Annotated in this window: 21 protein-coding genes and 1 pseudogene; 11 read left to right on the top strand and 11 right to left on the bottom strand. The window is 52.6% G+C overall.

The features are described 5' to 3' along the window. The first annotated feature begins 12 nt into the window (after nucleotides 1-12). The gene (gene rplL, locus ABJM21_RS15065; RefSeq protein WP_348300816.1) at nucleotides 13-387 is read left to right on the top strand and encodes a 50S ribosomal protein L7/L12; all 375 of its coding nucleotides are present in this window, start codon (nucleotides 13-15) and stop codon (nucleotides 385-387) included. 22 nt (nucleotides 388-409) lie between these two features. Here rplL and ABJM21_RS15060 read toward each other — a convergent pair whose 3' ends face one another. The 3 genes from ABJM21_RS15060 to ABJM21_RS15050 are packed head-to-tail and all read right to left on the bottom strand — an operon-like array spanning nucleotide 410 to nucleotide 2,443. Further along, a complete protein-coding gene (locus ABJM21_RS15060; RefSeq protein ID WP_348300815.1) occupies nucleotides 410-1,378 on the bottom strand; it encodes a S41 family peptidase in 969 nt (322 codons plus the stop codon). Then, entirely contained in the window at nucleotides 1,375-1,872 is a 498-nt protein-coding gene (locus ABJM21_RS15055; RefSeq protein ID WP_348300814.1) for a MarR family transcriptional regulator, read from the bottom strand. The genes ABJM21_RS15060 and ABJM21_RS15055 overlap by 4 nt, the downstream gene beginning before the upstream one ends. A 31-nt stretch (nucleotides 1,873-1,903) precedes the next feature. Next, nucleotides 1,904-2,443, bottom strand: coding sequence for an acyloxyacyl hydrolase (locus tag ABJM21_RS15050; protein ID WP_348300813.1), 540 nt, complete (start codon nucleotides 2,441-2,443; stop codon nucleotides 1,904-1,906). Between the two features lie 185 nt (nucleotides 2,444-2,628). Here ABJM21_RS15050 and ABJM21_RS15045 point away from each other — a divergent pair, with 185 nt between their 5' ends. The 4 genes from ABJM21_RS15045 (at nucleotide 2,629) to ABJM21_RS15030 (ending at nucleotide 6,601) form a co-directional block, all read left to right on the top strand. Further along, nucleotides 2,629-2,997, top strand: a complete 369-nt coding sequence (locus ABJM21_RS15045) for a hypothetical protein (RefSeq protein WP_348300812.1) — start codon at nucleotides 2,629-2,631, stop codon at nucleotides 2,995-2,997. Between the two features lie 49 nt (nucleotides 2,998-3,046). Next, nucleotides 3,047-5,455, top strand: coding sequence for an EAL domain-containing protein (locus tag ABJM21_RS15040; RefSeq protein WP_348300811.1), 2,409 nt, complete (start codon nucleotides 3,047-3,049; stop codon nucleotides 5,453-5,455). A gap of 94 nt (nucleotides 5,456-5,549) precedes the next feature. Then, nucleotides 5,550-5,744: a hypothetical protein gene (locus ABJM21_RS15035; protein WP_348300810.1), complete on the top strand. Its 195-nt coding sequence runs from the start codon at nucleotides 5,550-5,552 to the stop codon at nucleotides 5,742-5,744. Continuing rightward, entirely contained in the window at nucleotides 5,741-6,601 is an 861-nt protein-coding gene (locus ABJM21_RS15030) for a fatty acid desaturase (RefSeq protein WP_348300809.1), read from the top strand. The genes ABJM21_RS15035 and ABJM21_RS15030 overlap by 4 nt, the downstream gene beginning before the upstream one ends. A 10-nt stretch (nucleotides 6,602-6,611) precedes the next feature. Here ABJM21_RS15030 and ABJM21_RS15025 read toward each other — a convergent pair whose 3' ends face one another. After that, entirely contained in the window at nucleotides 6,612-7,328 is a 717-nt protein-coding gene (locus tag ABJM21_RS15025) for an SDR family oxidoreductase (protein ID WP_348300808.1), read from the bottom strand. Nucleotides 7,329-7,591: 263 nt separating this feature from the next. On the opposite strand from ABJM21_RS15025, the gene ABJM21_RS15020 reads away from it, so the two are divergent. Further along, nucleotides 7,592-8,026: a GFA family protein gene (locus tag ABJM21_RS15020; RefSeq protein ID WP_348300807.1), complete on the top strand. Its 435-nt coding sequence runs from the start codon at nucleotides 7,592-7,594 to the stop codon at nucleotides 8,024-8,026. Nucleotides 8,027-8,029: 3 nt separating this feature from the next. On the opposite strand, the gene ABJM21_RS15015 is transcribed toward ABJM21_RS15020, so the two are convergent. Together ABJM21_RS15015 and ABJM21_RS15010 are read right to left on the bottom strand one after the other, a co-directional pair. Then, nucleotides 8,030-9,472, bottom strand: coding sequence for a carotenoid oxygenase family protein (locus tag ABJM21_RS15015; protein WP_348300806.1), 1,443 nt, complete (start codon nucleotides 9,470-9,472; stop codon nucleotides 8,030-8,032). Nucleotides 9,473-9,485: 13 nt separating this feature from the next. Beyond that, nucleotides 9,486-9,854, bottom strand: a complete 369-nt coding sequence (locus tag ABJM21_RS15010) for a hypothetical protein (protein WP_348300805.1) — start codon at nucleotides 9,852-9,854, stop codon at nucleotides 9,486-9,488. Nucleotides 9,855-9,904: 50 nt separating this feature from the next. On the opposite strand from ABJM21_RS15010, the gene ABJM21_RS15005 reads away from it, so the two are divergent. Next, nucleotides 9,905-10,522 (top strand): TetR/AcrR family transcriptional regulator, encoded by a 618-nt coding sequence (locus tag ABJM21_RS15005; protein WP_348300804.1) that lies wholly within the window; start codon nucleotides 9,905-9,907, stop codon nucleotides 10,520-10,522. A gap of 3 nt (nucleotides 10,523-10,525) precedes the next feature. Here the strand turns inward: ABJM21_RS15005 and ABJM21_RS15000 are convergent, their stop codons facing one another. From ABJM21_RS15000 to ABJM21_RS14985, 4 genes are read right to left on the bottom strand one after another with little or no spacing between them, the layout of a single operon-like run. Next, nucleotides 10,526-11,239 carry a DUF4386 domain-containing protein gene (locus tag ABJM21_RS15000; RefSeq protein WP_348300803.1) on the bottom strand — a complete coding sequence of 238 codons (714 nt, stop codon included), beginning with the start codon at nucleotides 11,237-11,239 and terminating at the stop codon, nucleotides 10,526-10,528. Nucleotides 11,240-11,272: 33 nt separating this feature from the next. Next, nucleotides 11,273-11,494, bottom strand: coding sequence for a helix-turn-helix transcriptional regulator (locus tag ABJM21_RS14995; protein ID WP_348300802.1), 222 nt, complete (start codon nucleotides 11,492-11,494; stop codon nucleotides 11,273-11,275). Beyond that, entirely contained in the window at nucleotides 11,494-12,030 is a 537-nt protein-coding gene (locus ABJM21_RS14990) for a DUF2975 domain-containing protein (RefSeq protein WP_348300801.1), read from the bottom strand. Before ABJM21_RS14990 ends, ABJM21_RS14995 begins: the two co-directional genes overlap by 1 nt. Next, nucleotides 12,030-12,596: a DUF2975 domain-containing protein gene (locus ABJM21_RS14985; protein WP_348300800.1), complete on the bottom strand. Its 567-nt coding sequence runs from the start codon at nucleotides 12,594-12,596 to the stop codon at nucleotides 12,030-12,032. Before ABJM21_RS14985 ends, ABJM21_RS14990 begins: the two co-directional genes overlap by 1 nt. Nucleotides 12,597-12,744: 148 nt before the next feature. Between ABJM21_RS14985 and ABJM21_RS14980 the strand changes: the two genes are divergently transcribed. The 4 genes and pseudogenes from ABJM21_RS14980 to ABJM21_RS14965 all read left to right on the top strand — a co-directional run bounded on the left by ABJM21_RS14980 (nucleotide 12,745) and on the right by ABJM21_RS14965 (nucleotide 23,557). Next, nucleotides 12,745-13,416, top strand: coding sequence for a hypothetical protein (locus tag ABJM21_RS14980; RefSeq protein WP_348300799.1), 672 nt, complete (start codon nucleotides 12,745-12,747; stop codon nucleotides 13,414-13,416). Between the two features lie 356 nt (nucleotides 13,417-13,772). Then, nucleotides 13,773-18,116 (top strand): annotated as a pseudogene (gene rpoB / locus ABJM21_RS14975) (DNA-directed RNA polymerase subunit beta); the annotation flags it as partial. 65 nt (nucleotides 18,117-18,181) lie between these two features. Next, nucleotides 18,182-22,489, top strand: coding sequence for a DNA-directed RNA polymerase subunit beta' (gene rpoC, locus ABJM21_RS14970; RefSeq protein WP_348300798.1), 4,308 nt, complete (start codon nucleotides 18,182-18,184; stop codon nucleotides 22,487-22,489). A gap of 261 nt (nucleotides 22,490-22,750) precedes the next feature. Continuing rightward, entirely contained in the window at nucleotides 22,751-23,557 is an 807-nt protein-coding gene (locus ABJM21_RS14965) for a PEPxxWA-CTERM sorting domain-containing protein (RefSeq protein ID WP_348300797.1), read from the top strand. Nucleotides 23,558-23,634: 77 nt separating this feature from the next. Here the strand turns inward: ABJM21_RS14965 and ABJM21_RS14960 are convergent, their stop codons facing one another. Further along, nucleotides 23,635-24,216, bottom strand: a complete 582-nt coding sequence (locus ABJM21_RS14960) for an NAD(P)H-dependent oxidoreductase (RefSeq protein ID WP_348300796.1) — start codon at nucleotides 24,214-24,216, stop codon at nucleotides 23,635-23,637. Between the last annotated feature and the right edge of the window lie 58 nt (nucleotides 24,217-24,274).

The raw sequence follows: 24,274 nt of genomic DNA, 5'->3' as shown, positions 1-24,274 counted from the left end.
AGCGTAAATAACATGGCTGATATTGCTAAATTGGTTGAAGAACTATCGAAACTTACCGTTATGGAGGCGGCTGAACTGTCCAAAGCTCTTGAAGAAGAGTGGGGCGTATCTGCTGCAGCTGCTGTTGCAGTTGCTGGCCCAGCTGCTGGTGGCGGCGAAGCGGCTGCTGAAGAGAAAGACGAATTTGACGTCATTCTGACCGGCGACGGCGGCAAGAAAATCCAGGTGATTAAAGAAGTTCGTGCGATTACCGCCCTTGGCCTGACCGACGCGAAAGCTCTCGTCGAAGGCGCGCCTAAAGCAGTTAAAGAAGGCGTCAACAAAGCTGAAGCTGAAGAGATCAAAGCGAAGATCGAAGCAGCTGGTGGTACCGTTGAATTGAAATAAGCCTTTCGGTTTATTGACAAGATTAAGGGGCGGTTTCCGGTTTGGAAGCCGCCCTTTTTGATTCAAGTTCGCTCGCAATCCATTTTTGCGCGGCCTCGACGGCGCCTTCTTTTGATGTCTCGATATCGGGAATCACACCGGTCCCCTCCCAATTGTCACTGGTATGCGGACTATAAGGTCTCGTTTCCGGAATGACGATGTGCCAGCCACCGGTTAGGGGCACAGCTTCTCCCAGCATATGGGCTCCACCGCCGCTTGGAGAACCAAAGACAACCGCCCGGCCTTGTGCCTGCAGCGAATAGGCGACAGCTTCCGGTGCGGAAAATGTACTTTTGTCGACAATGATGGCGAGCGGTCGTTCGGTTCCGTATCGCGGCCATTGCAGCGACGGTTCCTTCAGATCCGGTTTTTTGCCATGGCGGGTTTCGCGGTGCAGCGGGATTGCTGAGCCCGGCGCCATGAAAGTCCATTGTACCGGCCATTCCGTTTCCGGAGATCCGCCCGGATTATGACGTAGATCGAGTATCAGGCCATCGCTGCTACTGACCAGCTCAAAAGCAGCCGTCATCGCTTTCTCAGCGGTTGAAAATTCGAAAAAATCGGTGAGGTGAAGATAGGAAATATTGCCCTTGATCCGCTCCACTTGCTTTACGCCAAAGCCTCTGGCTGGCGCGCCATCTCTCCACTCTTCCAGCCAGTCATCTTCTCCTGCCTCAGAGGAATTCGGAGCATATTCGACGAAAACATGGTCATCGTTCAGGATGGCGCGCAATTGTTTCGTCATGTGCTTTGCAAAGGCTTCGCTATCGTCGCAGTGTTGGTAAAATACCCCTTGATTCAGTTTGCTCGTAACAGTGGCTGCCGACTGCGTTGCAATATCGGCAAGGACATATTTTTGATCAATCGCTGCGGCCATTTCGGTGATGGCTGCATGCTCGTCGGAGCAGTCGGCTGGTACCGGCTGCACTGACAATAATAATGCTGAAATCATTTGCTCTGACCTCCCTCGGCAAATGTCGCTTCAATACGCTCCGCGAGGCTCAGCCGGTCTAGCGCGTCATCGAGCGCATCAAGTTGTTCCAGAAAATCGGGAGCGGCTTCCCGCAGCAATGCCTCAGCGGCCTGATCCACGACCCGCGATATAGCCAAAACTTGTTCCAGCTTTTCGGAACCTGCGGTAGTCAGGTGCAATATCTTGCTGCGCGCATCGCTTGTATCGGCCTTGCGCTCCAACAAACCGGCCTTTTCCATTGCACGCACGACCTGAACCATCGCGACATGGCTTTGACCGAGCATCTTTGTCGCATCTCGGCTGTTCATCGGGCCATGCTCGGCGAGCAGCATACCAAGAGCGAACCAGCGTTGTTCAAAGTCCAGCTCGCGGCGATAAAGCTCGGTCACATTGCCGTTAAGCCTTTCAAACAGCCGCCTGATGCGCGTACCGAGCGTCTTTATTCCAGAATCGCGTAGATAGTCATTTTTCATATATGTAAGTTGTTACATATATTTTGAGATGTCAAGGTAGTTTAATCACCAAACGCGCGCCGATAATGTCGAGGCCCGGATTTTGATTGCCGTTGAATATCTGTGCATGGCTGACATGAACCCAGCTGGCTTCCAGATCGATACGCTCAGAGAGCTGCACACCGACAGCCAGTTCCGGTTCAAACAGGATGCGCGATCCCAATTGGGTTTGGGTGCCATCAGATGCAAAACGCAATGATGGTCCATCATGAATAGCAAGGCCGATGCCGGGCCGCAGATAAAATTTGTCTCCGATTTTCCAACTTAAACCCGCCGCCACCAAGCTGGTATCACCGGCGCTGTTGATCGATGCGAAAATATAAGGCGATGGCGCGCCGATTATTGACAGGGCTTCGATCCGTTTGCCCCGATAACCGGCCTGGAAATCGACGCCTTCCTCATCTATTTTGAAGGACAGGGGGGTATCGACTTCATGGGCAGCGACACCGACAAATATTTCCTGAGCGGCGGCCGGATGCGCTGATGCGAAACAGGCAAGGGCCGTCAAAACCAATATAGTAAAACTTTTCATAGATGCGGCCTCCCGTCGCCGCCTGACCGCCCGATTCCGGTCTGATAGACGACGCTATAGGATCGCTTCTGTGTTTAGGGAAGCCAGGCTGCGACCAAGTCTCTTATTGGGCCAGATGGATTGACAGACCTTAACGGCTCGGCGACTGCGGGCGTCCGATTGGGCACCCTTTTTCCTCGCACCCCATGCCGGACACATTGACGCTGCCCAAGGCCCGCATTGCAACCGCAGATATGTTCGTAAAATGCCCGGATCGTTCAACCTATTTGCGCGATACGTTAAAGGCGGATCTCGTCGACATGGAAACGGCGGCTTTGGCGCGGATGGCAAAATTGCTGAATATTCCATGGGCGGGTATCAAAGCGACGACTGACAATGCCAATGGTGATAGCTCCGGAGACTTTCACGCCAATCTGGAAGCTGCCGCCAAGCGGGTGGTGGATGCCGCCGCCCAGTTCATAGCGGTGATTCAAACATTCAGCTTCCGAAAATGTGGGATAAGCCATTTGAAAAACATACCTTTGTCCTCGTTAACTTTATCCAAACTCTCGTGATCTAGGTTGCGCTCAATACTTGTAAATTAGAGTAAAGCAGGGCGTGCATATGGGAGAGACGATTACACTGCAGCGTTTGCTGGAGATGCAGAAGAAAGTGTGGAATTTCAAGATCAATGCTGATCATGAAACCACCGAACTTGTCGCGCGCGAACAGCTCAAATCTTTCGGACAGATATCGCGACTAGGGGCATTAATTGCTCTGCCGCTGACCATCTATGCCCTCGTGCTGTTGTTCACCCACGCAGATGCAACTTTTGTTGCGACTGCCTTTTTCTACGTGACTATCGCTGCTTTTTTGAGCGTTCGTAACTTTCTTCGGCAAGCCAATCTTGATATTGATACTGCCAATTATGAATCCATCCTGAAAGACATTCGCGTCGAGAGCATAATCAGCAGCATTGGCTTTTCCTGTGTGTTGGCTATTCCGGTGGCGTTTGGACAAGTTCCATACAGTCTTGATATAGCAATACTGGCAATGGGTGGACTGGTTGTCGGTGGGTTTGTTTTTGGCAGCGTGCCGCGTGCGCAAACCTATAACCTGTCCATCACAACGCTTTGCTATGCAGGGGCATTCATCGCTGCTGACGGTCTTGGCGGGATAAGTACCGCCATATTGTTGGTCTTTTTTGCACTTTGCATCGACTATATTTACCGGATGTTCTTCTTCAACTTTGTTCAGCGCCATCTGCATGCTGCCAAACAAAAGGATGCGGCGGAGACCGTTCGATTGTTGCTGCATGACTATGCCGAGCAAAGTTCCGATTGGTTGTGGGAAGTCGATGGTGACCATTTGATCGTCAACCCTTCAGCACGTTTCGCGACGGCAGTGGACATGGAAATACGGGACTTGCGCAATTTGCCGCTGGTCGATCTGTTCCAAGATTCAACCGAGCGTAATCAGCTCGCCCAATCTCTGGGTTCGGGTAACGCGTTTCGTGATATTCATGTACCGATTAAAATTGATGGCGAAGAATGTTGGTGGAAATTATCCGGTCGGCGGATCAAGACCGCTGATGGCGAAAGCCAGCACATAAGGGGCGTGGCCGCTGATGTTACCAGCGCCAAGAAGGCTGAGGCGCGGGTTGCGCATCTCGCCCATTTTGACAGTTTGACTGATCTTCCTAACCGCGCACTTTTCAATCAATCGCTACAGCGTTCGATCGCTCGGATGAAGAATGACCAGAAGCTGGCAGTGCTCTATCTCGACCTTGATCACTTCAAGGCGATTAACGACACATTGGGACATGGTGCGGGGGATCTGGTGCTGAAAGCCGTCGCCAACCGCTTGGAAAATAATATCGGCATTGAAGATGTCGTGGCACGTCTGGGTGGTGATGAATTTGCGGTCTCGTTGCGCAATGTTGATTCGCGTGAGGATGTCATGCAAGTTGCGGCGAATATTATCGATAAGCTCTCTGAGCCCGTAATGGTCGAAGGGCAACCGGTCGCAACCGGCGTCAGCATCGGTATAGCTCTGGCACCGGATTGCGGCAATGACGGGGAAGAGCTGATCAAGCATGCTGATATAGCCCTTTATCATGCCAAGGAAAACGGCCGCGGCTGCGCGTCAATGTTTGAACGGTCCATGCATGAGGCGGTCCAGGACCGGCGCAATATCGAAATGGACTTGCGTGCCGCCCTGAAGCGCAACGAACTGGAGCTATATTACCAGCCGCTCGTCAATATCGATACCAATGAGACAATCGGCTATGAAGCTCTGTTACGCTGGCATCATAACGAAAAAGGTATGATTATGCCGGATGTTTTCATTCCGGTGGCAGAAGATACTGGTTTGATCGTCCCGCTCGGCGAATGGGTCGTTCGGTCGGCATTGCACGAAGTCGCCAAATGGCCAGATCATCTCAGCGTAGCGGTCAACCTCTCACCGACGCAGATGCGCAGTCCCAACTTGGTACCGACGATCATCAACGCGCTGGCGGCGACAGGTGTCGCCCCGCACCGGCTGGAACTGGAAATTACCGAGTCCGTGCTGATGAATGACAATCAGTCCAATGTGGAACTGCTGCACAAAATCCGATCACTGGGTGTGCGCATTGCACTAGATGATTTTGGCACCGGCTATAGCTCGCTCAACTATCTGCGCAGCTTCCCGTTTGATAAGATCAAGATTGACCGCTGTTTTGTCGACGAAGTGGACAGTCGTGAAGACTGCCGTGCCATTATCCGCGCTGTGACGGGACTGGCCACCAGCCTCGGTATGGTAACAACCGCAGAAGGTGTTGAGCGCAGTGACCAACTCAACCAGCTTAAGGAAGAAGGTTGCGTGCAGGTGCAGGGCTATTTGTTCAGCAAAGCTGTGCCGGCCGTCAATGTCGAAGGGCGGGTTGAAGACGCGCCCAAGACGGATGCACAAATGGCCGAAATTGGTGAGCAAGATGTGCAACCAGAGCGCCTTAAAACGCCCCGAAGGGTTGGGCAAAGAAAGACGGGCTGAAGCCAGCGCGACCGGCCAAGCTACTGACAATATTGTAAATAGTTGATTGTTGGGCGATGCTGCAGTAATATTTGTTCCTGACAAGGACGGTGCCGTGCAATTTGTTCTGAAAAATATCCTCCATTTCATGCCGCTGATTTTCAGCATCGGATTTTTGGGGCCATTGCTGGGGCAGATCATGCAAATGCTGAACTGGCAAGCTCCTCTGGGGCTTGCGCCACTGACATTGGGATTGATCATCGGCGGAGCATGGGGCGCTTTTGCACAGATCAAGGGGCGCTGGATATGAGCGACGCCCTGACCGAAAAGGACCTGCGCAAACGGGAGCTGGCTATTGCCCGCAAATATGCAGACCGCTTGCCTTGGGAAGCGGTAGCGTGGGGATTGGGTAATTTACTGGTCTGGCTATCGCTTTGGCCGCTGGTCTTTTTGGGCGTTATGCCGCTTTGGCTGGGTTTCATCATTGCGACGTTTAACGTGATGCTTTGCTATCTGCCGTCGCATGAGGCGCAGCATGATATTATCGGGCGCAAGGGGACCAAATGGCGCTGGCTGAACGAATTGGTTGGCCATGTGTCGACCATTCCGCTGGTTCTGCCCTATCGCGTGGCGAAGCTCACCCATATCCAGCACCATCTCCATGCCAATGATCCGGAACTTGATCCTGATATTAGCAGCAAAGCACGCGGCCCGTGGCATGCCATCTGGAAGTCCATTCAAAACCGCCAGCCGGGAGCCGCGGGCGGTTTCAACAAATATGGAGATGTTCTGCGAGATATTGGCCGCCCGGATGCGCTGATTGATGGCGCTTTGTTTCAGATTACGCATTTCGGATTATTGATCGCACTGGCATGGTCCGGCTATGCCAAAGAGGCCGCTCTTTTGTGGTGGTTGCCCCGGCAAATCGGTCTGACTTATATCCAGTTTTTCTTAAGCTGGGCGCCACATCATCCTGCCGATCAGACCGGGCGTTACAAAGATACCCGCGCGTTCAAGAGTGCATGGGGCAATATCGGGTCGATGGGGATGCAATATCATATTGTCCACCATCTCCATCCCTATATTCCGCTGACCGACACGCCGCGAGCCTATCGCGAGATGCGGGATATCTTGGATCAGCGTGGTTGTCGGCTAAACGAAATCTAGGCGCACCGTGTCAAGCCTGTCCGGTCGGACGGATCATCAATTCCCCGACACAGACAGATGGCGGCTGACCAAGCACATAGGCGACACTATCGGCGAGGTTTTCCGGATCGAGAAACTCGAAGTTGAACACACCGCCCATCATTTCCAATACCGATTGGTCCTTGATACTGGCGCCAAGCTCCGTCTTTACGCCACCCGGAAAAATGGTTGTGACCCGAACACCGTGCGCGGTCATTTCCTTGCGCAAGGTATCGCTCATCGACCGCACTCCGGATTTGGTTGCTGAATAGACTGCGCTTGAGGGGAATGTTTCTAGCGCCGCGATGGAAGAAATGATGATGATATGTCCATCCTTGCGCTCGACCATCTGCGGCAGCACCGCGTTTATGCCATAAAGCACACCGCGCAGATTAACGTCGATCATCCGGTCCCAGTCTTCGACATCACCTTTCTCGATCAGCGACACGGGCATTATGCCAGCATTGCAGACCAGTGCATCAACCTGACCGAACCTATCAATCGTCGCTGCCGCCAATGCTTCCTGATCTACCCGGTTGCTTACATCTGTTGCGAGGAAAGCCGCCTGCTCTCCCAATTCTTCGACAATTGCTTCCAACTGGTCTGCCCGCCGGGCGGACAGCATGACGTTATAGCCAGACTCAACCAGTTTCCGAGCGGTAGCTTCGCCGATGCCGCTTGATGCCCCTGTGACTATCGCCGTTCTCATATCCATCTCCTGATCGCTGTTTAAACCTGAGTGTCGGTTACCAGCAGTCAGCGAGCAATCGGTGTTTTTGCTAGGCTGAAAATAATCCTATGCCCCTCACATGATCCAGATAAATGGCGGCACCGTGAATGTCGAAAATGCAGGAGAACAGGATCACCGCGGTGATGAGGCCTGACCAGAGGGCATAAAAGGGCCGGTTCTTATTGCCGATCCGATATGATATGACTTGTACTCATGTTTTAAGACAGGACTGACATCAGATCATGACCGATAAATTGACGGGCAGTTGCCTTTGTGGCGGGATATCATTTTCGATCAGCGGTCCGCCCGGTCCGATTGGACAATGCCATTGTTCCAAATGCCGAAAAGTGTCGGGCACAGGCGGCAATGCGGTCTTCCACGCCACCCGCGACAATTTTACCTGGGAGCGGGGGGAGGAGCTGATTTCTAGATTCTTCGTCCCGGACGGGGATGGATGGCACTCGGTATTTTGCAAAACATGTGGCAGTCCGCTCCCGCTGGATGGTGAGAAAAGCAATCTGTTCTTTGTCCCGGCAGGCTTGCTGGACAACGATGCAGGCCAGCGCGGCTATGCCGCCCACATCTTTGTCGGATCCAAAGCGGCGTGGGAGGAAATCAACGACGAGGCCCCGCAGTTTTCTGAAGGCTTTGGTTCCACCAGAATCGAGAAAGACTAAAGCCTAGGCCGCGCTAATCCAGTTGCCATGAAAGCCCGGCGGGATGCGATGCGGGACATGGATTACTGCCTGCGGGTCACCGTTGAAATCATTGGCTTTCAGGATTTGCAGCTCGGTGGTCTCGTTATTCATGTCGATCACGAGGCCGATTAGCCAGCCGTCATCTTCTGCGCTGTCGGCCGACCGCGGGACAAAAACAAATTCTCCAGGATGGCGATTGTCGCCGAAATGGCGGACGGCAGCTTCACCGGTTTTCAAATCATGTTTGAACAGTTCATTGCCCGCCATGTCGAGCTGATCCGGTTCTCCGGCCAGAGCGATACTGTAAATATAGCGATAGTCGCTGGTCGACAGGCGCTCGTCATAGCGGGGGAATTCCTGTGCGCGATCGTTCAGGATTTTGCGGTCTACCTTTTTGCTAACGGAATCAACCGTCCAGCGTTCTAGCCGCGACCATTCTCCGCCCGGGCCAAAAGTTGTGCGCGCATAAGTGCTTTCATGGACCACCACATCGACAATGACTTTGCCGTCATCTGCCTCAAACGCGTTGGCCGGGTGATAGACATAGCAAGGCTCGACATCGCACCAGATCGTGTCGGCGCCCGATCCATCGCGGGGGCATAAGCCGACGCGCGCTTTATGGTCCGGGTTCCAGTCATAGGGAAAGGCATAGCCAGCCAGCATGCGCTTCATTGAGAATGTCGCGGGCAGGTCAAAGACCAGCACATGGTTTTCCGTAATCTGGCAGTCATGGATGGACGGGCCCTGTGCCACTGTAATTGGTTCTTCCCGCTTCACCTTGCCGTCCTTGCCGATGACAACATGCCAGACGGTGTCCATCACTGGTGCATCATAGCAAATAGCGTGCATCTCGCCGGTTTTCGGATCCATATGGGGATGTGCGGAAAAAGCGTTCTGCAATGTACCGTCAAAAGGGTTGTGTGCAACCGTTTCAAGATCGTCGGTCAATTCGACCGGAAAGCCGCCGGCTTCGACAATGGCGAAGGTTCGGCCGCCAATTTCGACGATATTGGTGTTGGCGGTATCGGTGCGCGGCTTGCGCGTACCCGGCTTGCGTTCTTCGCCAAGTCCGTCACTCACGTCGTTGGAACGTATCCAGCGGTTGCGATACCATTCGGCTTTGCCATTGGTGATGCGGATACCATGGGCCATCCCGTCGCCGACGAACCAGTGATAGCTGGCTTCATCAGGTGCGGTAACGGGGTTGGGACCAATGCGCAGATAGCGGCCATCAAGCTGTGCTGGGATTTCACCATCCACTTTCAGGTTAGCGAGCGTTACTTCTTCCGTCATCGGCCTGTGAATGCCGGTTAGATAAGGGTGCCCACCTTCTGGCGCTTTCATCCGTTTGCGATTGAAATTGGCGACCGCGCCCATGACGGGGGTCACCGCAGCGCGAATGGTGTTTTCAATAACAGAGGCCATAGTGAAATCCTTTTCAGTTAAACCAAATGTCGGCAGCGGTTGTCGCCGCTGCGAGTAATAATAATATGCCGCCGGGATGCGGACGCCGGAGGGCTGCGAAATTCCCGATGCCGGATATCGCAAAGATCAGGATTGCCAGATATCCGATCAGATCGCCGCCGCCCTGTAGGCGGTTCAGCAGTACCGCTACACCAAGACTGCCCCAAACCAGGCTATGAAGCTGAAACATCGCCCAAGTCAGATGGCGCATCGTGGGAGCAGACAATATCCCTTGGGTCGGTTCGGCAAAAAGCGGTTTCAGCACCGCCTGTTCGCCAAGAATGAAATGGGCCGCGGCGACGGTGACTGCGATGATGGCAGTCACGATGGCAAATATTAGCATGGAGGCAAACTCCCCTTGGCTTAACGACTCCAAATGTTTATGCTGTTAACATGAGCGTTAAAGGTAACAGTGTCAACATTAAAGAATCATCCAAGGATTCTGGTGCCTATCACCATGGTGATTTGCGCGCTGCGGCTATTGCCGCGGGCATGGAAAAATTCGGTGGGCAGAATCATCCAGACCTGGGCCTTCGTGCGCTTGCTCGCGAATTGGGTGTATCAGCCACAGCCCTTTACCGGCACTTTCCCAACAAGGACGCATTGCTTGATGCACTGGCCCTTGAGGCGCTGAACCAGCTTGGCGCGCATCAGGCGCAGGCAGCGCAGTCTGTCGGCGGCGGCCGGGAGGGGTTTGGAGAGATGGGCGTAACTTATGTGCGCTGGTCTGTTGAGCATCCAGCGCTGGTGCGTCTTATCTATGACCGGGTTGGTAAAGTAGATCTCGCGGTAGGTAACCCAACCAAAATGGGCGAGGCATTCTATCAATTGCGTGCCGGTATCGCTGCGACCATGTCGGAAGATATCTCACCGGAACACCGAGCGACGGCTACGCTGCATGCCTGGTCATTAGTCCATGGGTTGGCGATGTTGATCCTCGACGGTCAGGTGGAATATGACCCGGATATGATCCGTAAAGTAGTAACCCTTGCCGATTTTGGACTGGAATAGTCGCTAGTCAGAACGAACGCCTTTGATGGTAAGATAGAGCGCGGTTGCGATCAAAGCGATAAGGTTTGATGCCATGAAGCTGACGGTGACGCCGCTATGTCCGATGATCGGAATGAAGTCGCGCATAGTGATAGCCGTGGACACAAATAAAGAAGCAAACAGACCCCAGCCGGCAATCAGTTTCGGGATCAGACCGGATTTCAGAAAGAGATAGAAAAAGCCCGCTTTGGACGCGCTCGATAAAATCAGGGCGAGGTGAAAGGATGTATAGTCAGAGGTAGCTTGCAAACCGGCCAGCAATACTCGCTGCGATTCACTGGCTAGCTGTGTATAGGCCACATCCCCGGCTATCTCGGCCGCATTCATGTTAAAGACCGCACCCAATAGAGCCAGAATAGCTGCGGCTATGCTGACGATCAAACTCCAAGCCGCCAGCAATTGCCCTGCTGGTCGCAAGAGCAGAAATAGCCCGACACCGACCATCGCCTCCAGGCCGAACATCACCAACGCAATATAGGATTTAGCCCGCAATTGTATTTCGGCGTCCAGCATATTCTGCGCCGTTGCGACAACATCCGCTGACAGGTTGATGTCGATACCTTCAGCAACCGTCAGTGCTGCCCCCATCCCGACCAGGATAGTGGCGAGCAACGACCCGCCCACAATGCGAGCCAGAGAACGATGATCGGACAGCGAAAGTTCAGTTGAAATAGTCATATCACAGTGTATTGCTTAAATAATACACTGATGTCAACTGCCGTTGCTCTGACCATCGTCATAATGCAATATGTCGCCAGGCTGACATTTCAGTTCTCGGCAGATGGCTTCCAGAGTGCTGAATCGGATCGCCTTGGCTTTGCCGGTTTTCAGGATCGACAGATTGGCAATGGTTATTTCCACCCGCTCTGCCAGCTCGGTCAACGTCATCCGGTTGTCGTGGAGCAAATCGTCAAGTTTCACAGTGATTGCCATCAGATTGTCCCCTGCAAGTCGCTGCGCATGTCGGTTCCGTGCCGAAACACGCGGGCGAATACAAAGAGCGTGATAACCATCAGCAATCCGGTAAAATCCCAGAACACGTCCACTTCTGATGTCGGACCTTTGAACGCCGTTTCAACGATCAGGCCAAAGGCAGCGGTGGGAATGTAGATTAACTGAATGGCAAGCAATAGAAACGCCATGCGCTGAATCCGGCTTGCGTTACTGGCAATGAAGGGATCACCTTCGACCACCGTGTCCACAATATTGGTGAGATAACGGAAAAACATCCACCACAAAGCGAGGACCGCAGATACGAACAACAATAGCGTCACCACCGAACCGACAGGATAATACGAATCTGCAAATGCAAAATGCTGGTGGACGGCCTGCAGCACGTTGTCACCAAAGACCACTGACAAAGGAACCAAAAGCAGGACCAGCGCCGCGGCCAGTGCAAACAGGTATTGGCCGGTTTTAACGATAACGGCACCGAACCTAAGAAAGGGATCACGCAAAATCTTGGCCATCAAACCGTACCTTCCAATTCGTCTCGCATATCTGCGCCGCGATCAAAGACCCGGGCCAGAACGATCAGCAGCAGCACCAGCAATATGCCGGAAAGCGAGAGCCCAAATTCACCCGAAACGACCATCTGCTCGCCTTCTTTCACTTCGCCAAGCAAGCTGATGATCACGCCGATAAGTGCGCCAAGCACGCCAGACAGGATCTGAATCACGAAGATGGCAATGCCCATGCCGCGCAGGCGCATGCCATTGGTCCGGTTAAACGGATCTCCTTCACGGACCGAGGCCAGCATCTTGCGCAACCGGTCAATAGTGAAATAGCTCAGCAACATGATCAGCAGCATCACGAATACAAAGCCGGCGGATACCCAAAGCACGGCAGCCGGCGGCACATCTACAAACTGCTGACCAACTTCTGCCAATATCTCCTGCCCGAAAATAGCCATGACAGGCAATGACAGAACTAGGATTACAGATGCGAAGATCACCGCAAAGCGAAAAAAGCCGAGTAGCAGGCGGGCTGACTTTAGGACGATGTCTTCCTCCCCTTTGGCCGCGATATTTGTCATGATAGTCTCCAGTAATATTGAATTGCGATATATGTTTCGTTGTTTATCAATATACATTTATCGAAAAACGTCAAGATGTTTATTGTTTTTCGATAAATTTGGATATACTAGGCTCCTCGTTCCAATCTTTTGAACGAGGATATCTTCAATGACATTTATCATGTTCCTTCATATCACTATGGGCACGATCGCCGTATTAGCTGGTGCCGCCGCGTTGTTTGTTCGTAAGGGTTCGCGGGTGCATCGCGGCATCGGCAATGTTTTTTTCATAACCATGATGATCATGGCCGCCGCTGGAATCTATCTGGCCTTCGTCCTTCCGATGGCGATTTCTGTCTTGGTCGCGGTCTTCACCATCTATCTTGTTGCCACATCCTGGATGGCAGCCCGGCAGTATGACGAAAATATCAACCTGCTCCACTATGTCGCGCTGGCCATGACATTGGGAGTCGCCGCCAGCGGGCTGTGGTTCGGGATGGAAGCGCAAAACAGCCCCGATGGGTTGAAGGACGGATTGCCGGCCTTCCCGCACTATTTTTTCGGCGCGCTGGCCTTATTGACTGCATTGGGGGACGCGGTGATGATTGTTCGGCGGGGGATTTCCGGCAAACAGCGCATCGCACGACATTTGTGGCGCATGTGTTTTGCCTATTTCATCGCAGCCGGATCCTTGTTCACCGGCCCTGGAGCGACTGCTTTTCCCAAGGCAATTCGCGACACGGGCTTGTTGTCCGCTCCGGAACCAATCATCTTGGCTGTCATGTTGTTTTGGGTGGTCCGCGTGTTGGCCACCAAATGGTATGAGGGCAAGCCAATGTGATGGCTTGCTATCGTCTCCATTCTCTCCATCAGAACGCTTTCCGCCTCTTGACCGATATCCACCATCTCCCTATATGAGCGGCTCACCACAGATTTCGAGACAGGGCGTGCAGTTGCGCGGTGCGCCAAAAGAAATGAAGTCTGACCGGTTTTCAGGACGCTATAAGCTGCGACTCTCCGCCCGGGAAATATGGGTTTGAGAGGCCGTGGCTTTTTGTTCTGGAGCGCCCCACATAATTTGGTTTTCCACCGGCTAAGCGCTTCATAAGTGGCGTAAATCCGGTGATGGCGAGAAGGCAAAAATACATGGCGACGAAAGCATCTTCGGTAAAGACAACAGCTCTCACACCGACCCGCAAAAAACGTATCCGCAAAATCTTTGGCGACATTCATGAAGTCATCGATATGCCGAATCTCATCGAGGTTCAGCGCGAATCATATGAGCAATTCCTGCGCTCTGATCCGTCGATTGATTATGTGTCCGGTCTGGAAAAAACGCTGCGCAGCGTTTTCCCGATCCGCGATTTTGCTGGCACCGCCGAAATGGATTTCGTGAACTATCAGCTCGAAGATCCCAAATATAATGTTGAAGAATGTCGTCAGCGCGGCATCACTTATGCAGCGCCGATGAAAGTCACGCTGCGTCTGATCGTCTTTGAAGTCGATCCGGAAACAGAAGCGCGCTCCGTTCTCGATATTAAAGAGCAAGACGTTTATATGGGCGACATGCCTTTGATGACCAAGAACGGCACGTTCGTCATCAATGGCACAGAGCGCGTTATTGTCAGCCAGATGCACCGTTCGCCCGGCGTCTTGTTTGACCATGACCGCGGCAAAACCCACTCATCGGGCAAATTCCTGTTTGCGGCCCGCGTCATTCCTTATCGTGGTTCGTGGCTCGACTTTGAATTTGACGCGAAAGACATTGTCAATGTGCGTATCGACCGTAAGCGTAAATTGCCGGTTACCGCATTGCTGCGTTCGCTGGGTGATGCGATCATCGAAGTGAAAGAGAAGAAGCCGCCATTCAAGGTTGGTGAAATGGTTCGCGTTGCTGGTATGAAGCAGCCTGCAGAAATCACCGAGATGGAAGGCAACCGGATCACGATCAAAGAGCCCATGGGCGCGATCGAAATTCAGGGTAAGATTGAAGATGAAGGCCGGACCAAGAGTGCGGAAATCACCGGCATTCTGAAACAGGGCTATTCCGAAGAAGATATTCTCAACGAATTCTACAACCGTATTACTTATAAGCGTGCGAAAGACGGCTGGACCATTCCTTTCGTGGCAGAGCAATGGCGCGGTCAGAAACCGACCTTTGATATTGTAGATGCTGATAGCGGTGAAGTTGTTTTCGCCAGCGGCAACAAGATCACGCCGCGTAGCGCCAACAAGGCTGAAAAAGACGGCATGAAAAATGTTGTCATTCCGACCGAGGAAATTTTTGGTCGCTACAGCGCGTTCGATCTGATCAACGAAAAAACCGGTGAGATTTATATCGAAGCTGGCGACGAAGTGACGGTTGAAAATCTTGAGAAGCTTGACGGTGCTGGCATCGATCAGCTGGAGCTGCTCGACATTGATCATGTTACAACCGGACCATGGATCCGCAACACGCTGAAGGTCGACAAGGCAGAAGACCGTGATGGCGCGCTGTCCGACATTTACCGTGTCATGCGTCCTGGCGAGCCGCCAACCCGCGAAACGGCTGAAGCTTTGTTCGAAGGCCTGTTCTTCGATCCTGAGCGTTATGACCTGTCTGCTGTTGGCCGTGTCAAACTAAACATGCGTCTCGATCTTGATGCGCCGGATGATTACACCGTTCTTCGTAAGGAAGACATTTTGGCCGTGGTCAAAACTCTCGTCGATCTGAAAGACGGCAAGGGCGAGGTTGATGATATCGATAACCTTGGTAACCGGCGTGTGCGTTCAGTTGGCGAGCTTCTCGAAAACCAATATCGTGTTGGCCTGCTGCGTATGGAGCGTGCGGTTAAAGAGCGTATGTCCAGCGTTGACGTATCCACCGTGATGCCGAACGACCTGATCAACGCGAAGCCAGCTGTTGCCACAGTTCGTGAGTTTTTTGGTAGCTCGCAGCTGTCCCAGTTTATGGATCAAACCAACCCATTGTCGGAAGTCACCCATAAACGCCGCGTATCAGCGCTTGGGCCGGGTGGTTTGACCCGCGAGCGTGCTGGCTTTGAAGTCCGTGACGTTCATCCAACTCACTATGGCCGTATCTGCCCAATTGAAACGCCTGAGGGGCCGAATATTGGTCTGATCAACTCGCTGGCATCGTTCAGCCGGGTGAATAAGTACGGCTTTATTGAAACGCCTTATCGTCAGATTAAAGACGGCAAGGTTACCAATGAAGTTGTTTATCTCTCCGCGATGGAAGAGCAGAAGCACACCGTCGCTCAGGCTAACGCCGAGCTGACCGAAGATGGCAGCTTCGTCGAAGAACTGGTTTCTTCTCGTGAAGCGGGTGAATTTCTGATTGCCCAGCGTGATCAAATCACCCTGATGGACGTTTCACCGAAACAGCTTGTGTCTGTTGCGGCCTCGCTCATCCCGTTCCTGGAAAATGATGATGCTAACCGCGCCCTTATGGGATCGAACATGCAACGTCAGGCTGTGCCTTTGGTAAAAGCAGAGGCACCGTTTGTTGGAACCGGTATGGAAGAAACCGTGGCCCGCGATAGTGGTGCTGCGATTGCGGCCCGCCGCGGCGGTATTGTCGATCAGGTCGATGCGACCCGTATCGTGATCCGTGCACAAGGCGATGTCGAAGCAGGCAAGTCCGGCGTCGACATCTATACCCTCCAAAAGTTCCAGCGTTCTAACCAGAACACCTGCATCAACCAGCGTCCGCTCGTTAAAGTGGGCGATATTGTTCAGGAAGGCGATACGCTGGCTGACGGTCCATCGACTGACATGGGCGAATTGGCACTGGGCAAAAACAGCCTCGTCGCCTTCATGCCTTGGAATGGCTATAACTACGAGGATAGTATCCTTATTTCCGAGCGTATCGTGAAAGACGATGTCTTCACTTCGATCCATATCGAAGAATTTGAAGTCATGGCGCGTGATACGAAACTTGGCCCTGAAGATATTACCCGCGATATTCCAAATGTCGGTGAGGAAGCCCTGCGCAACCTCGACGAAGCGGGTATCGTCTATATCGGTGCTGAAATCGAGCCGGGTGATATTCTTGTCGGTAAGATCACGCCTAAGGGTGAATCTCCAATGACGCCGGAAGAAAAACTTCTCCGCGCGATCTTTGGTGAGAAAGCTTCTGATGTTCGTGACACGTCCCTGCGTCTACCTCCGGGTGTTGCAGGTACGGTAGTTGAGGTTCGTGTGTTTAACCGCCACGGCATCGACAAGGATGAGCGTGCGCTGGCGATTGAACGCGAAGAAATTTCGCGCTTCACGAAAGATCGTGATGACGAGCGCGCCATTTTGAACCGTGCAACCTTCAACGCATTGAAAGACATGCTGATCGGTCAAACCGCGACATCCGCGCCCAAGCCGATGAAGAAGGGCGCAGAGATTACCGCCGAAAGCCTGTCCGAATTGGACAATGTCGATTGGTGGAAAATCGCTGTGAAGGACGACAAGGTTCAATCCGACTTTGAAGCCACTCGCGGTCAATATGACGAAGCGATCAAGGAAATTAACGAACGTTTTGAAGATCGCCGTGAGAAGCTGGAGCGTGGTGACGAACTGTCCCCGGGCGTTCTGAAAATGGTCAAAGTCTTTGTCGCTGTGAAACGCAAGTTGCAGCCTGGTGATAAAATGGCTGGCCGTCACGGAAACAAGGGGGTTATCTCCCGCATTCTTCCACAAGAAGATATGCCGTTCCTTGAAGACGGAACGCCGGTTGATATCGTGTTGAACCCACTGGGTGTGCCTTCACGTATGAACGTCGGTCAGATTTTTGAAACCCACTTGGGCTGGGCCGCACGTGGTCTGGGCGAGCAGGTGACAAAGGCTCTGGAAGAATGGAAGCTGGCCAATCCCGATCCGCAGGCGGCACCACCACCTGATGCGGTGAAAGAGCGGCTCAAGGTGATTTACGGCGAACAATATCACGAGGATATCGATGCTCGTGAAACAGCTGAGATTGTCGAAATGGTCGGTCACTTGCGCAATGGTGTTCCAATGGGAACGCCTGTGTTTGACGGTGCTCATGAAAGCGATGTTTCCGACATGCTGGAACTTGCTGGCCTCGATCGCAGCGGACAGGTCAACCTGTTTGACGGACGGACCGGAGACAAGTTCGACCGTAAGGTGACAGTGGGCTATATCTATATGCTCAAACTGCATCACTTGGTCGATGACAAGATCCACGCTCGTTCAATCGGACCTTATTCTCTCGTCACGCAGCAGCCATTGGGTGGTAAAGCTCAGTTCGGCGGACAGCGCTTCGGGGAAATGGAAGTCTGGGCGCTGCAGGCATATGGTGCGGCTTACACGTTGCAGGAAATGCTGACAGTCAAATCGGATGATGTGATCGGACGGACCAAGGTTTACGAAGCGATCGTCAAAGGTGACGATACTTTCGAAGCCGGTGTGCCCGAAAGCTTTAACGTTCTGGTCAAGGAAATGCGTTCACTTGGTCTCAATGTCGAACTCTCCAGCTTCGGTGACGAAGATGAAGATGGCGATGATGACGGCGTAGCGATTGCGGCAGAGTAAGACAGGCAACGTCTCACTCTTCCCAGCATTTCAAATTTTGGGCTAAGGCCCCGAAGGAATAGAATATGAACCAAGTAACAAATTTCGCAAATCCGATCGCAAAGCCGGAAACATTTGACCAGATTCAAATCGGTCTTGCTTCACCAGAGCGCATCCGCAGCTGGTCATTCGGTGAAATTAAAAAGCCGGAAACGATCAACTATCGGACGTTCAAGCCAGAGCGTGATGGCCTGTTCTGTGCGCGTATCTTTGGCCCCGTAAAGGATTACGAATGCCTGTGCGGTAAATATAAGCGCATGAAATATAAAGGCATTGTCTGCGAGAAATGCGGTGTCGAAGTCACGGTAACCAAGGTTCGCCGCGAGCGTATGGGTCATATCGACCTTGCTGCTCCTGTCGCGCATATCTGGTTCCTGAAATCGCTGCCATCGCGCATCGGGCTGTTGCTCGACATGCAGCTCAAGCAGCTGGAGCGTGTGCTTTACTTCGAAAGCTATGTGGTTATCGAGCCCGGTCTGACAGCTTTGGAAAAATTCCAGTTGTTGACCGAAGACGAGATGCTCGAAGCACAAGATGAATATGGCGAAGATGCATTCTCCGCTGGCATTGGTGCTGAAGCGGTCAAGATCATGTTGCAGGACCTGGATCTGCAGCGCGAAAAAGAAGATCTGATGGAAGAACTGGCGACGACCAAGTCGACGCTGAAGCCGAAGAAGATCATCAAACGCCTGAAGGTTGTCGAAAGCTTCATCGAATCCGGCAACAAACCGGAATGGATGATCCTAGAAATCATTCCTGTGATCCCGCCCGAACTGCGCCCACTGGTTCCTCTGGATGGCGGCCGTTTCGCAACGTCTGATCTCAACGATCTCTATCGCCGCGTGATCAACCGGAACAACCGTTTGAAACGCCTGATGGAACTGCGCGCGCCGGATATTATCGTCCGTAACGAGAAGCGCATGCTTCAGGAATCCGTTGATGCGCTGTTCGACAATGGCCGTCGTGGTCGTACCATTACTGGTGCGAACAAGCGTCCGCTGAAATCTCTCTCCGATATGCTAAAAGGCAAGCAGGGCCGTTTCCGTCAGAACCTTCTCGGTAAGCGCGTCGACTATTCCGGTCGCTCGGTTATCGTGACCGGTCCTGAGCTGAAATTGCATCAATGCGGTCTGCCGAAGAAAATGGCCTTGGAATTGTTCAAGCCGTTTATCTACGCGCGCCTTGACGCCAAGGGTCTTTCAATGACGCTTAAACAGGCCAAGAAATGGGTCGAAAAAGAGCGCAAGGAAGTCTGGGACATTCTCGAAGAAGTGATCCGCGAGCATCCCGTGATGCTGAACCGCGCACCAACGCTTCACCGTTTGGGCATTCAGGCGTTCGAACCAGTATTGATCGAAGGTAAGGCTATTCAGCTTCACCCGCTGGTCTGTTCTGCGTTTAACGCTGACTTTGACGGTGACCAAATGGCTGTTCACGTTCCACTGAGCCTTGAGGCGCAGCTGGAAGCACGTGTCTTGATGATGTCTACAAACAACATCCTGTCACCCGCCAATGGTAAACCGATCATCGTTCCTTCACAGGATATGGTTCTCGGCATCTATTACCTCACCATGGATCGCAAAGGCGAGCCAGGCGAAGGCATGCTCTTGGCTGATATGGCCGAAGTGCATCAGGCGCTGGAAATTGGTGCGGTGACTTTGCACTCCAAAATCACCACCCGGGTTCCGCAAACCGATGAGGAAGGCAAGCCTATCCTCAAGCGTTTCGAAACCACACCGGGCCGTTTGTTGATTGCCGAATGTCTGCCGAAATCGCACAAGGTGCCATTCGACATCGTGAACCGCTTGCTGACCAAGAAAGAGGTCGGTGACGTGATTGACCAAGTTTACCGTCACACGGGTCAGAAAGACACGGTTCTGTTCGCTGACGCGATCATGGATCTTGGCTTCCGCCATGCGTGTAAGGCCGGTATCTCCTTCGGTAAGGATGATATGATCATTCCGGACTCGAAAGATGCAACGGTTGAAGAGACCCGCGCTCTGGTTGCTGACTATGAACAGCAATATCAAGACGGTCTGATTACGCAGCAGGAAAAATATAACAAAGTGATCGATGCCTGGAGCCGTTGTGGTGATCAGGTTGCGAACGCCATGATGGACGAGCTGGCCGCGACGCCAGAGGACGAGCATGGCCGTGAGCGTCAGATTAATGCCATCTATATGATGAGTCACTCTGGTGCGCGTGGTAGCCCAGCCCAGATGAAGCAGCTGGGCGGTATGCGCGGACTGATGGCCAAACCTTCTGGCGAGATTATTGAAACACCAATTATCTCGAACTTTAAAGAAGGTCTGACGGTTCTCGAATATTTCAACTCGACCCACGGTGCGCGTAAAGGTCTTGCCGATACCGCTCTGAAAACCGCTAACTCTGGTTATCTGACGCGGCGTCTCGTTGACGTGTCTCAGGATTGTACGATTGTCGAAAATGATTGCGGCACGGAAAATGCACTGGAGATGAAAGCCATCGTCCAGGGTGGTTCGGTTATTGCATCGCTTGGCGAACGTATCTTGGGCCGGACAATGGCCGAAGATATTGTCGACAGCAAAGACGACACGGTTGTGATCAAAGCCGGCACGTTGCTGGACGAAGCAGCCATTGTGGTGATCGAAGAGCTCGGCATTCAGTCCGCACGTATTCGTTCTCCGCTGGTCTGTGAATCCAAAATGGGTGTTTGCGGCACTTGCTATGGCCGTGACCTTGCTCGCGGTACACCGGTGAATATCGGTGAAGCTGTTGGCGTTATCGCGGCACAGTCAATCGGTGAGCCAGGCACGCAGCTAACGATGCGGACCTTCCACATCGGCGGCGCGGCACAGCTGAACGAGCAATCAAACCTTGAGGCAGTTGCTGAAGGTAAGGTTGAATATCGCGACATGCCAGTGATCGAAGACAAGAACGGACGTTTCTTGTCACTCGCTCGCTCTGGTGAAATCGCGGTTATCGATGATGAAGGGCGTGAGCGTAGTGCTGACAAACTTCCATATGGTACCAGCCTGTTGGTCAAGGATGGCCAGAAGGTCAAACTGGGCGATCGTCTGGCCGAATGGGATCCATTCACCATGCCGATGATTACCGAGAAGCCGGGTGTTATCAAATATCAGGACGTCATCGACGGCAAAACCATGTCGGAAATTACCGATGAAGCCACCGGTATCGCTCAGCGTGTTATCACCGAATATCGGGCCTCTGGCCGCGGTGCTAACAAAGAAGACTTGCGTCCGCGCTTGACTTTGCTGGATGAGAATAGCGGCGAAGCAGGACGGTATTTGCTAGCCAATGGTGCAACTTTGTCGGTTACCGATGGTCAGGAAGTGCAAGCGGGTGACGTTATCGCTCGTGTGTCTCGCGAAGCGGCAAAAACCCGTGATATTACGGGTGGTCTGCCACGGGTTGCTGAACTGTTCGAAGCACGTATTCCGAAAGACAATTCGATTATCGCTAAAGTATCGGGCCGGATTGAATATCTGCGCGATTACAAAGCGAAGCGTAAGATTGCGATTGTTCCCGAGGAAGGCGAACCAGTAGAATATCTTGTACCGAAGACGAAAGTCATCGACGTGCAAGAAGGCGATTTCGTGAAGAAGGGCGATAACCTCGTTTCCGGTTCACCTGATCCGCATGACATTCTTGAAGTCTTGGGTGTGGAAGCGCTTGCTGAATATCTGGTTGCGGAAATTCAGGAAGTTTACCGTCTGCAGGGCGTGAAAATCAACGATAAGCATATCGAGACGATTGTTCGTCAGATGCTGCAGAAAGTTGAAATCACCAATGGCGGCGACACCACGCTTCTTCCGGGTGAGCAAGTTGATCTCGAAGAGATGCTGGAATATAATGCCAAGCTGACCAAGAAGCAGGTTCCTGCTGAAGGCAAGCCGGTACTCCTCGGCATCACCAAGGCCAGCCTGCAAACGCGTTCATTCATCTCTGCGGCTTCTTTCCAGGAAACCACCCGGGTGCTGACCCAGGCGGCTGTCGAAGGGAAGAAAGACTCGCTCATCGGTCTGAAAGAAAACGTCATTGTTGGACGTTTGATCCCGGCCGGTACGGGTGCAGGCATGAACCGGGCACGGATTGCGGCCACTGGCCGTGACGCCGCGCTTCGCGCGCAACAGCAGAAGATTGCTGATGCGATGGCTGCTGCCGACGATCTGAAAGCTGAAGAAGCGGCCGCCACGGCGCCTGCTCCTGCTGCCGAAGAAGTGTTCGATGCACCGGCCGCTGAAGAGGCGCCAGCCGAAGAAGTTGTGGCCGAAGAAGCACCAGCTGCAGAAGCTCCTGAAGCTGCTGCTGAAACGGGTGACGAGAAAGAATAGTTTCTTTCTTACTTGGCTAAAAGAAATAAGAGCCCCGCTGGAGATGACCCGGCGGGGCTTTTTTCGTTGGTCCAAGCGATCGTAACTTCCGGGAATTTCGTTTCAGAATACAGGCTTAGCATCGGCCAGTTTTCGCAGTAAATTTGCACTATGGTGTATAATATGTTAACGAATTCACAGGATTCGATGAGGCATTTGGAATCCTGCCAATAGCGTAACTTCTATTTTTCGATCGGGTCGATTATGTGAGGTAAAACTATCATGAAAAAACTACTGCTTGCGGCATCTGTGTCTGCGATGGCTATTGCGCCAGTCCCAGCCAATGCTGCGTTGATCGCCATTTTCGGCGACAATAATATCAACACCCTATATTCTGCCGGCGGTCATACAACGACAATCGTTACCGATGCACAGCTTGCAACGGCTGGATTTCTCGATTCATTTGATCTGTTCGTTTACACGCGCAACGGGTCAAGCTTTGGTACTGGCCTTTCCGTTGGTGCTGCGGCGAATGTGAAATCTTACGTTCTGGGCAATATCGTATTGTTCAATGGCGATTTTCAGGATGATATTGGTGCTGCCAATACCGATCTGCTGTTCAATAATGCGCTGGATTATGTGATTTCCGGTGGCCAAGGCGGCTATATTGGCGAATATCGCGGCGCTTTTGGTGCCTATTCAGCCAATGGCGATGGCAATAATCCTATTGGTCTAGTGAACGGCATGGCCGGACCTTCCGGTGCGGGACAGGGCGGTTCTAATCTCGACATCGATATCACACCCTTTGGTGTTGGCAATCCGGTTACCGATGGGGTTAGCTTTCCTTACGACCCCGCTGCTGTTGAATTTGGCGCAGCGCTTTCCGGCGAAAATCCAAGCAAGGTATTGGCGCGTTTCGCCAACGGCAATGCTGCGATCATCGCCAGTGAAGCTGGTCAAATCAGCGGTGCTGTTCCAGAACCAGCGACTTGGGCGTTCATGATCTTTGGCTTCGGTGCCATTGGTGGCGCGCTGAGATCAAATCGTCGGCGTCAAAAGAAAGCAAATGTGAAAGTCAGCTACGCGTAAGCCCGCCGACATAACAAACAAAAAGCCCCGCTGGAGATGATCCGGCGGGGCTTTTTGTTTGGAGGGTGTTCCAGAGGTTATGCAGTTTCAATTTCTAGCAAGGCTTCAGACATTGCCGTTTCGCCTTTCGTCATCTGTTGATCTGCCGCGATGAATGTAACGTCCGTTATCCCGATAAAGCCCAGTACATGACGGATATAGCTAGTGGCAAAATCAATCTCGCTACCCACCACAGTTCCACCAGACGCGACCAGAATGTAGGCGCGTTTTCCTGACAACAACCCTTTGGGACCATCATCTGTATAGCGGAATGTCCGGTTGACACGAGCGATCATATCTACCCATGCTTTTAGAGCAGCAGGGATACCGAAATTATAAATCGGAACACCAATGACCAGCGTATCGGCAGCCATTATTTCGTCAACCAATGTGTCGGAAAGGCCGAGTACGGATTTTTGCTCGTCTGAGCGATCCCCATCACTAGTGAAATTCGCGCCGACCCAATCTTCAGTCACGAAGGGCAAGCCTGTTGCAACATCGCGAACTGTAAGATTTTCTGGAGCCAGCTGACCGATCAAAGCATCGGTCATTGCTCGCGTGGAGGAGCCGTTTTTCCGGGCGCTGGCGTCGATGCGGAGTACAGATTTAGCATGTGTCATAAGATATTTCCTTTTTTGTAGGGTTAAGTGGAGGAGAGCCCCGAGTTCGGGGATGGAA

Source organism: Parasphingorhabdus sp. (assembly GCF_039977335.1).
Lineage (GTDB): Bacteria > Pseudomonadota > Alphaproteobacteria > Sphingomonadales > Sphingomonadaceae > Parasphingorhabdus.
Note: the sequence above shows the minus strand (reverse complement) of the source record. Positions and strands in the feature narration are given on the sequence as shown.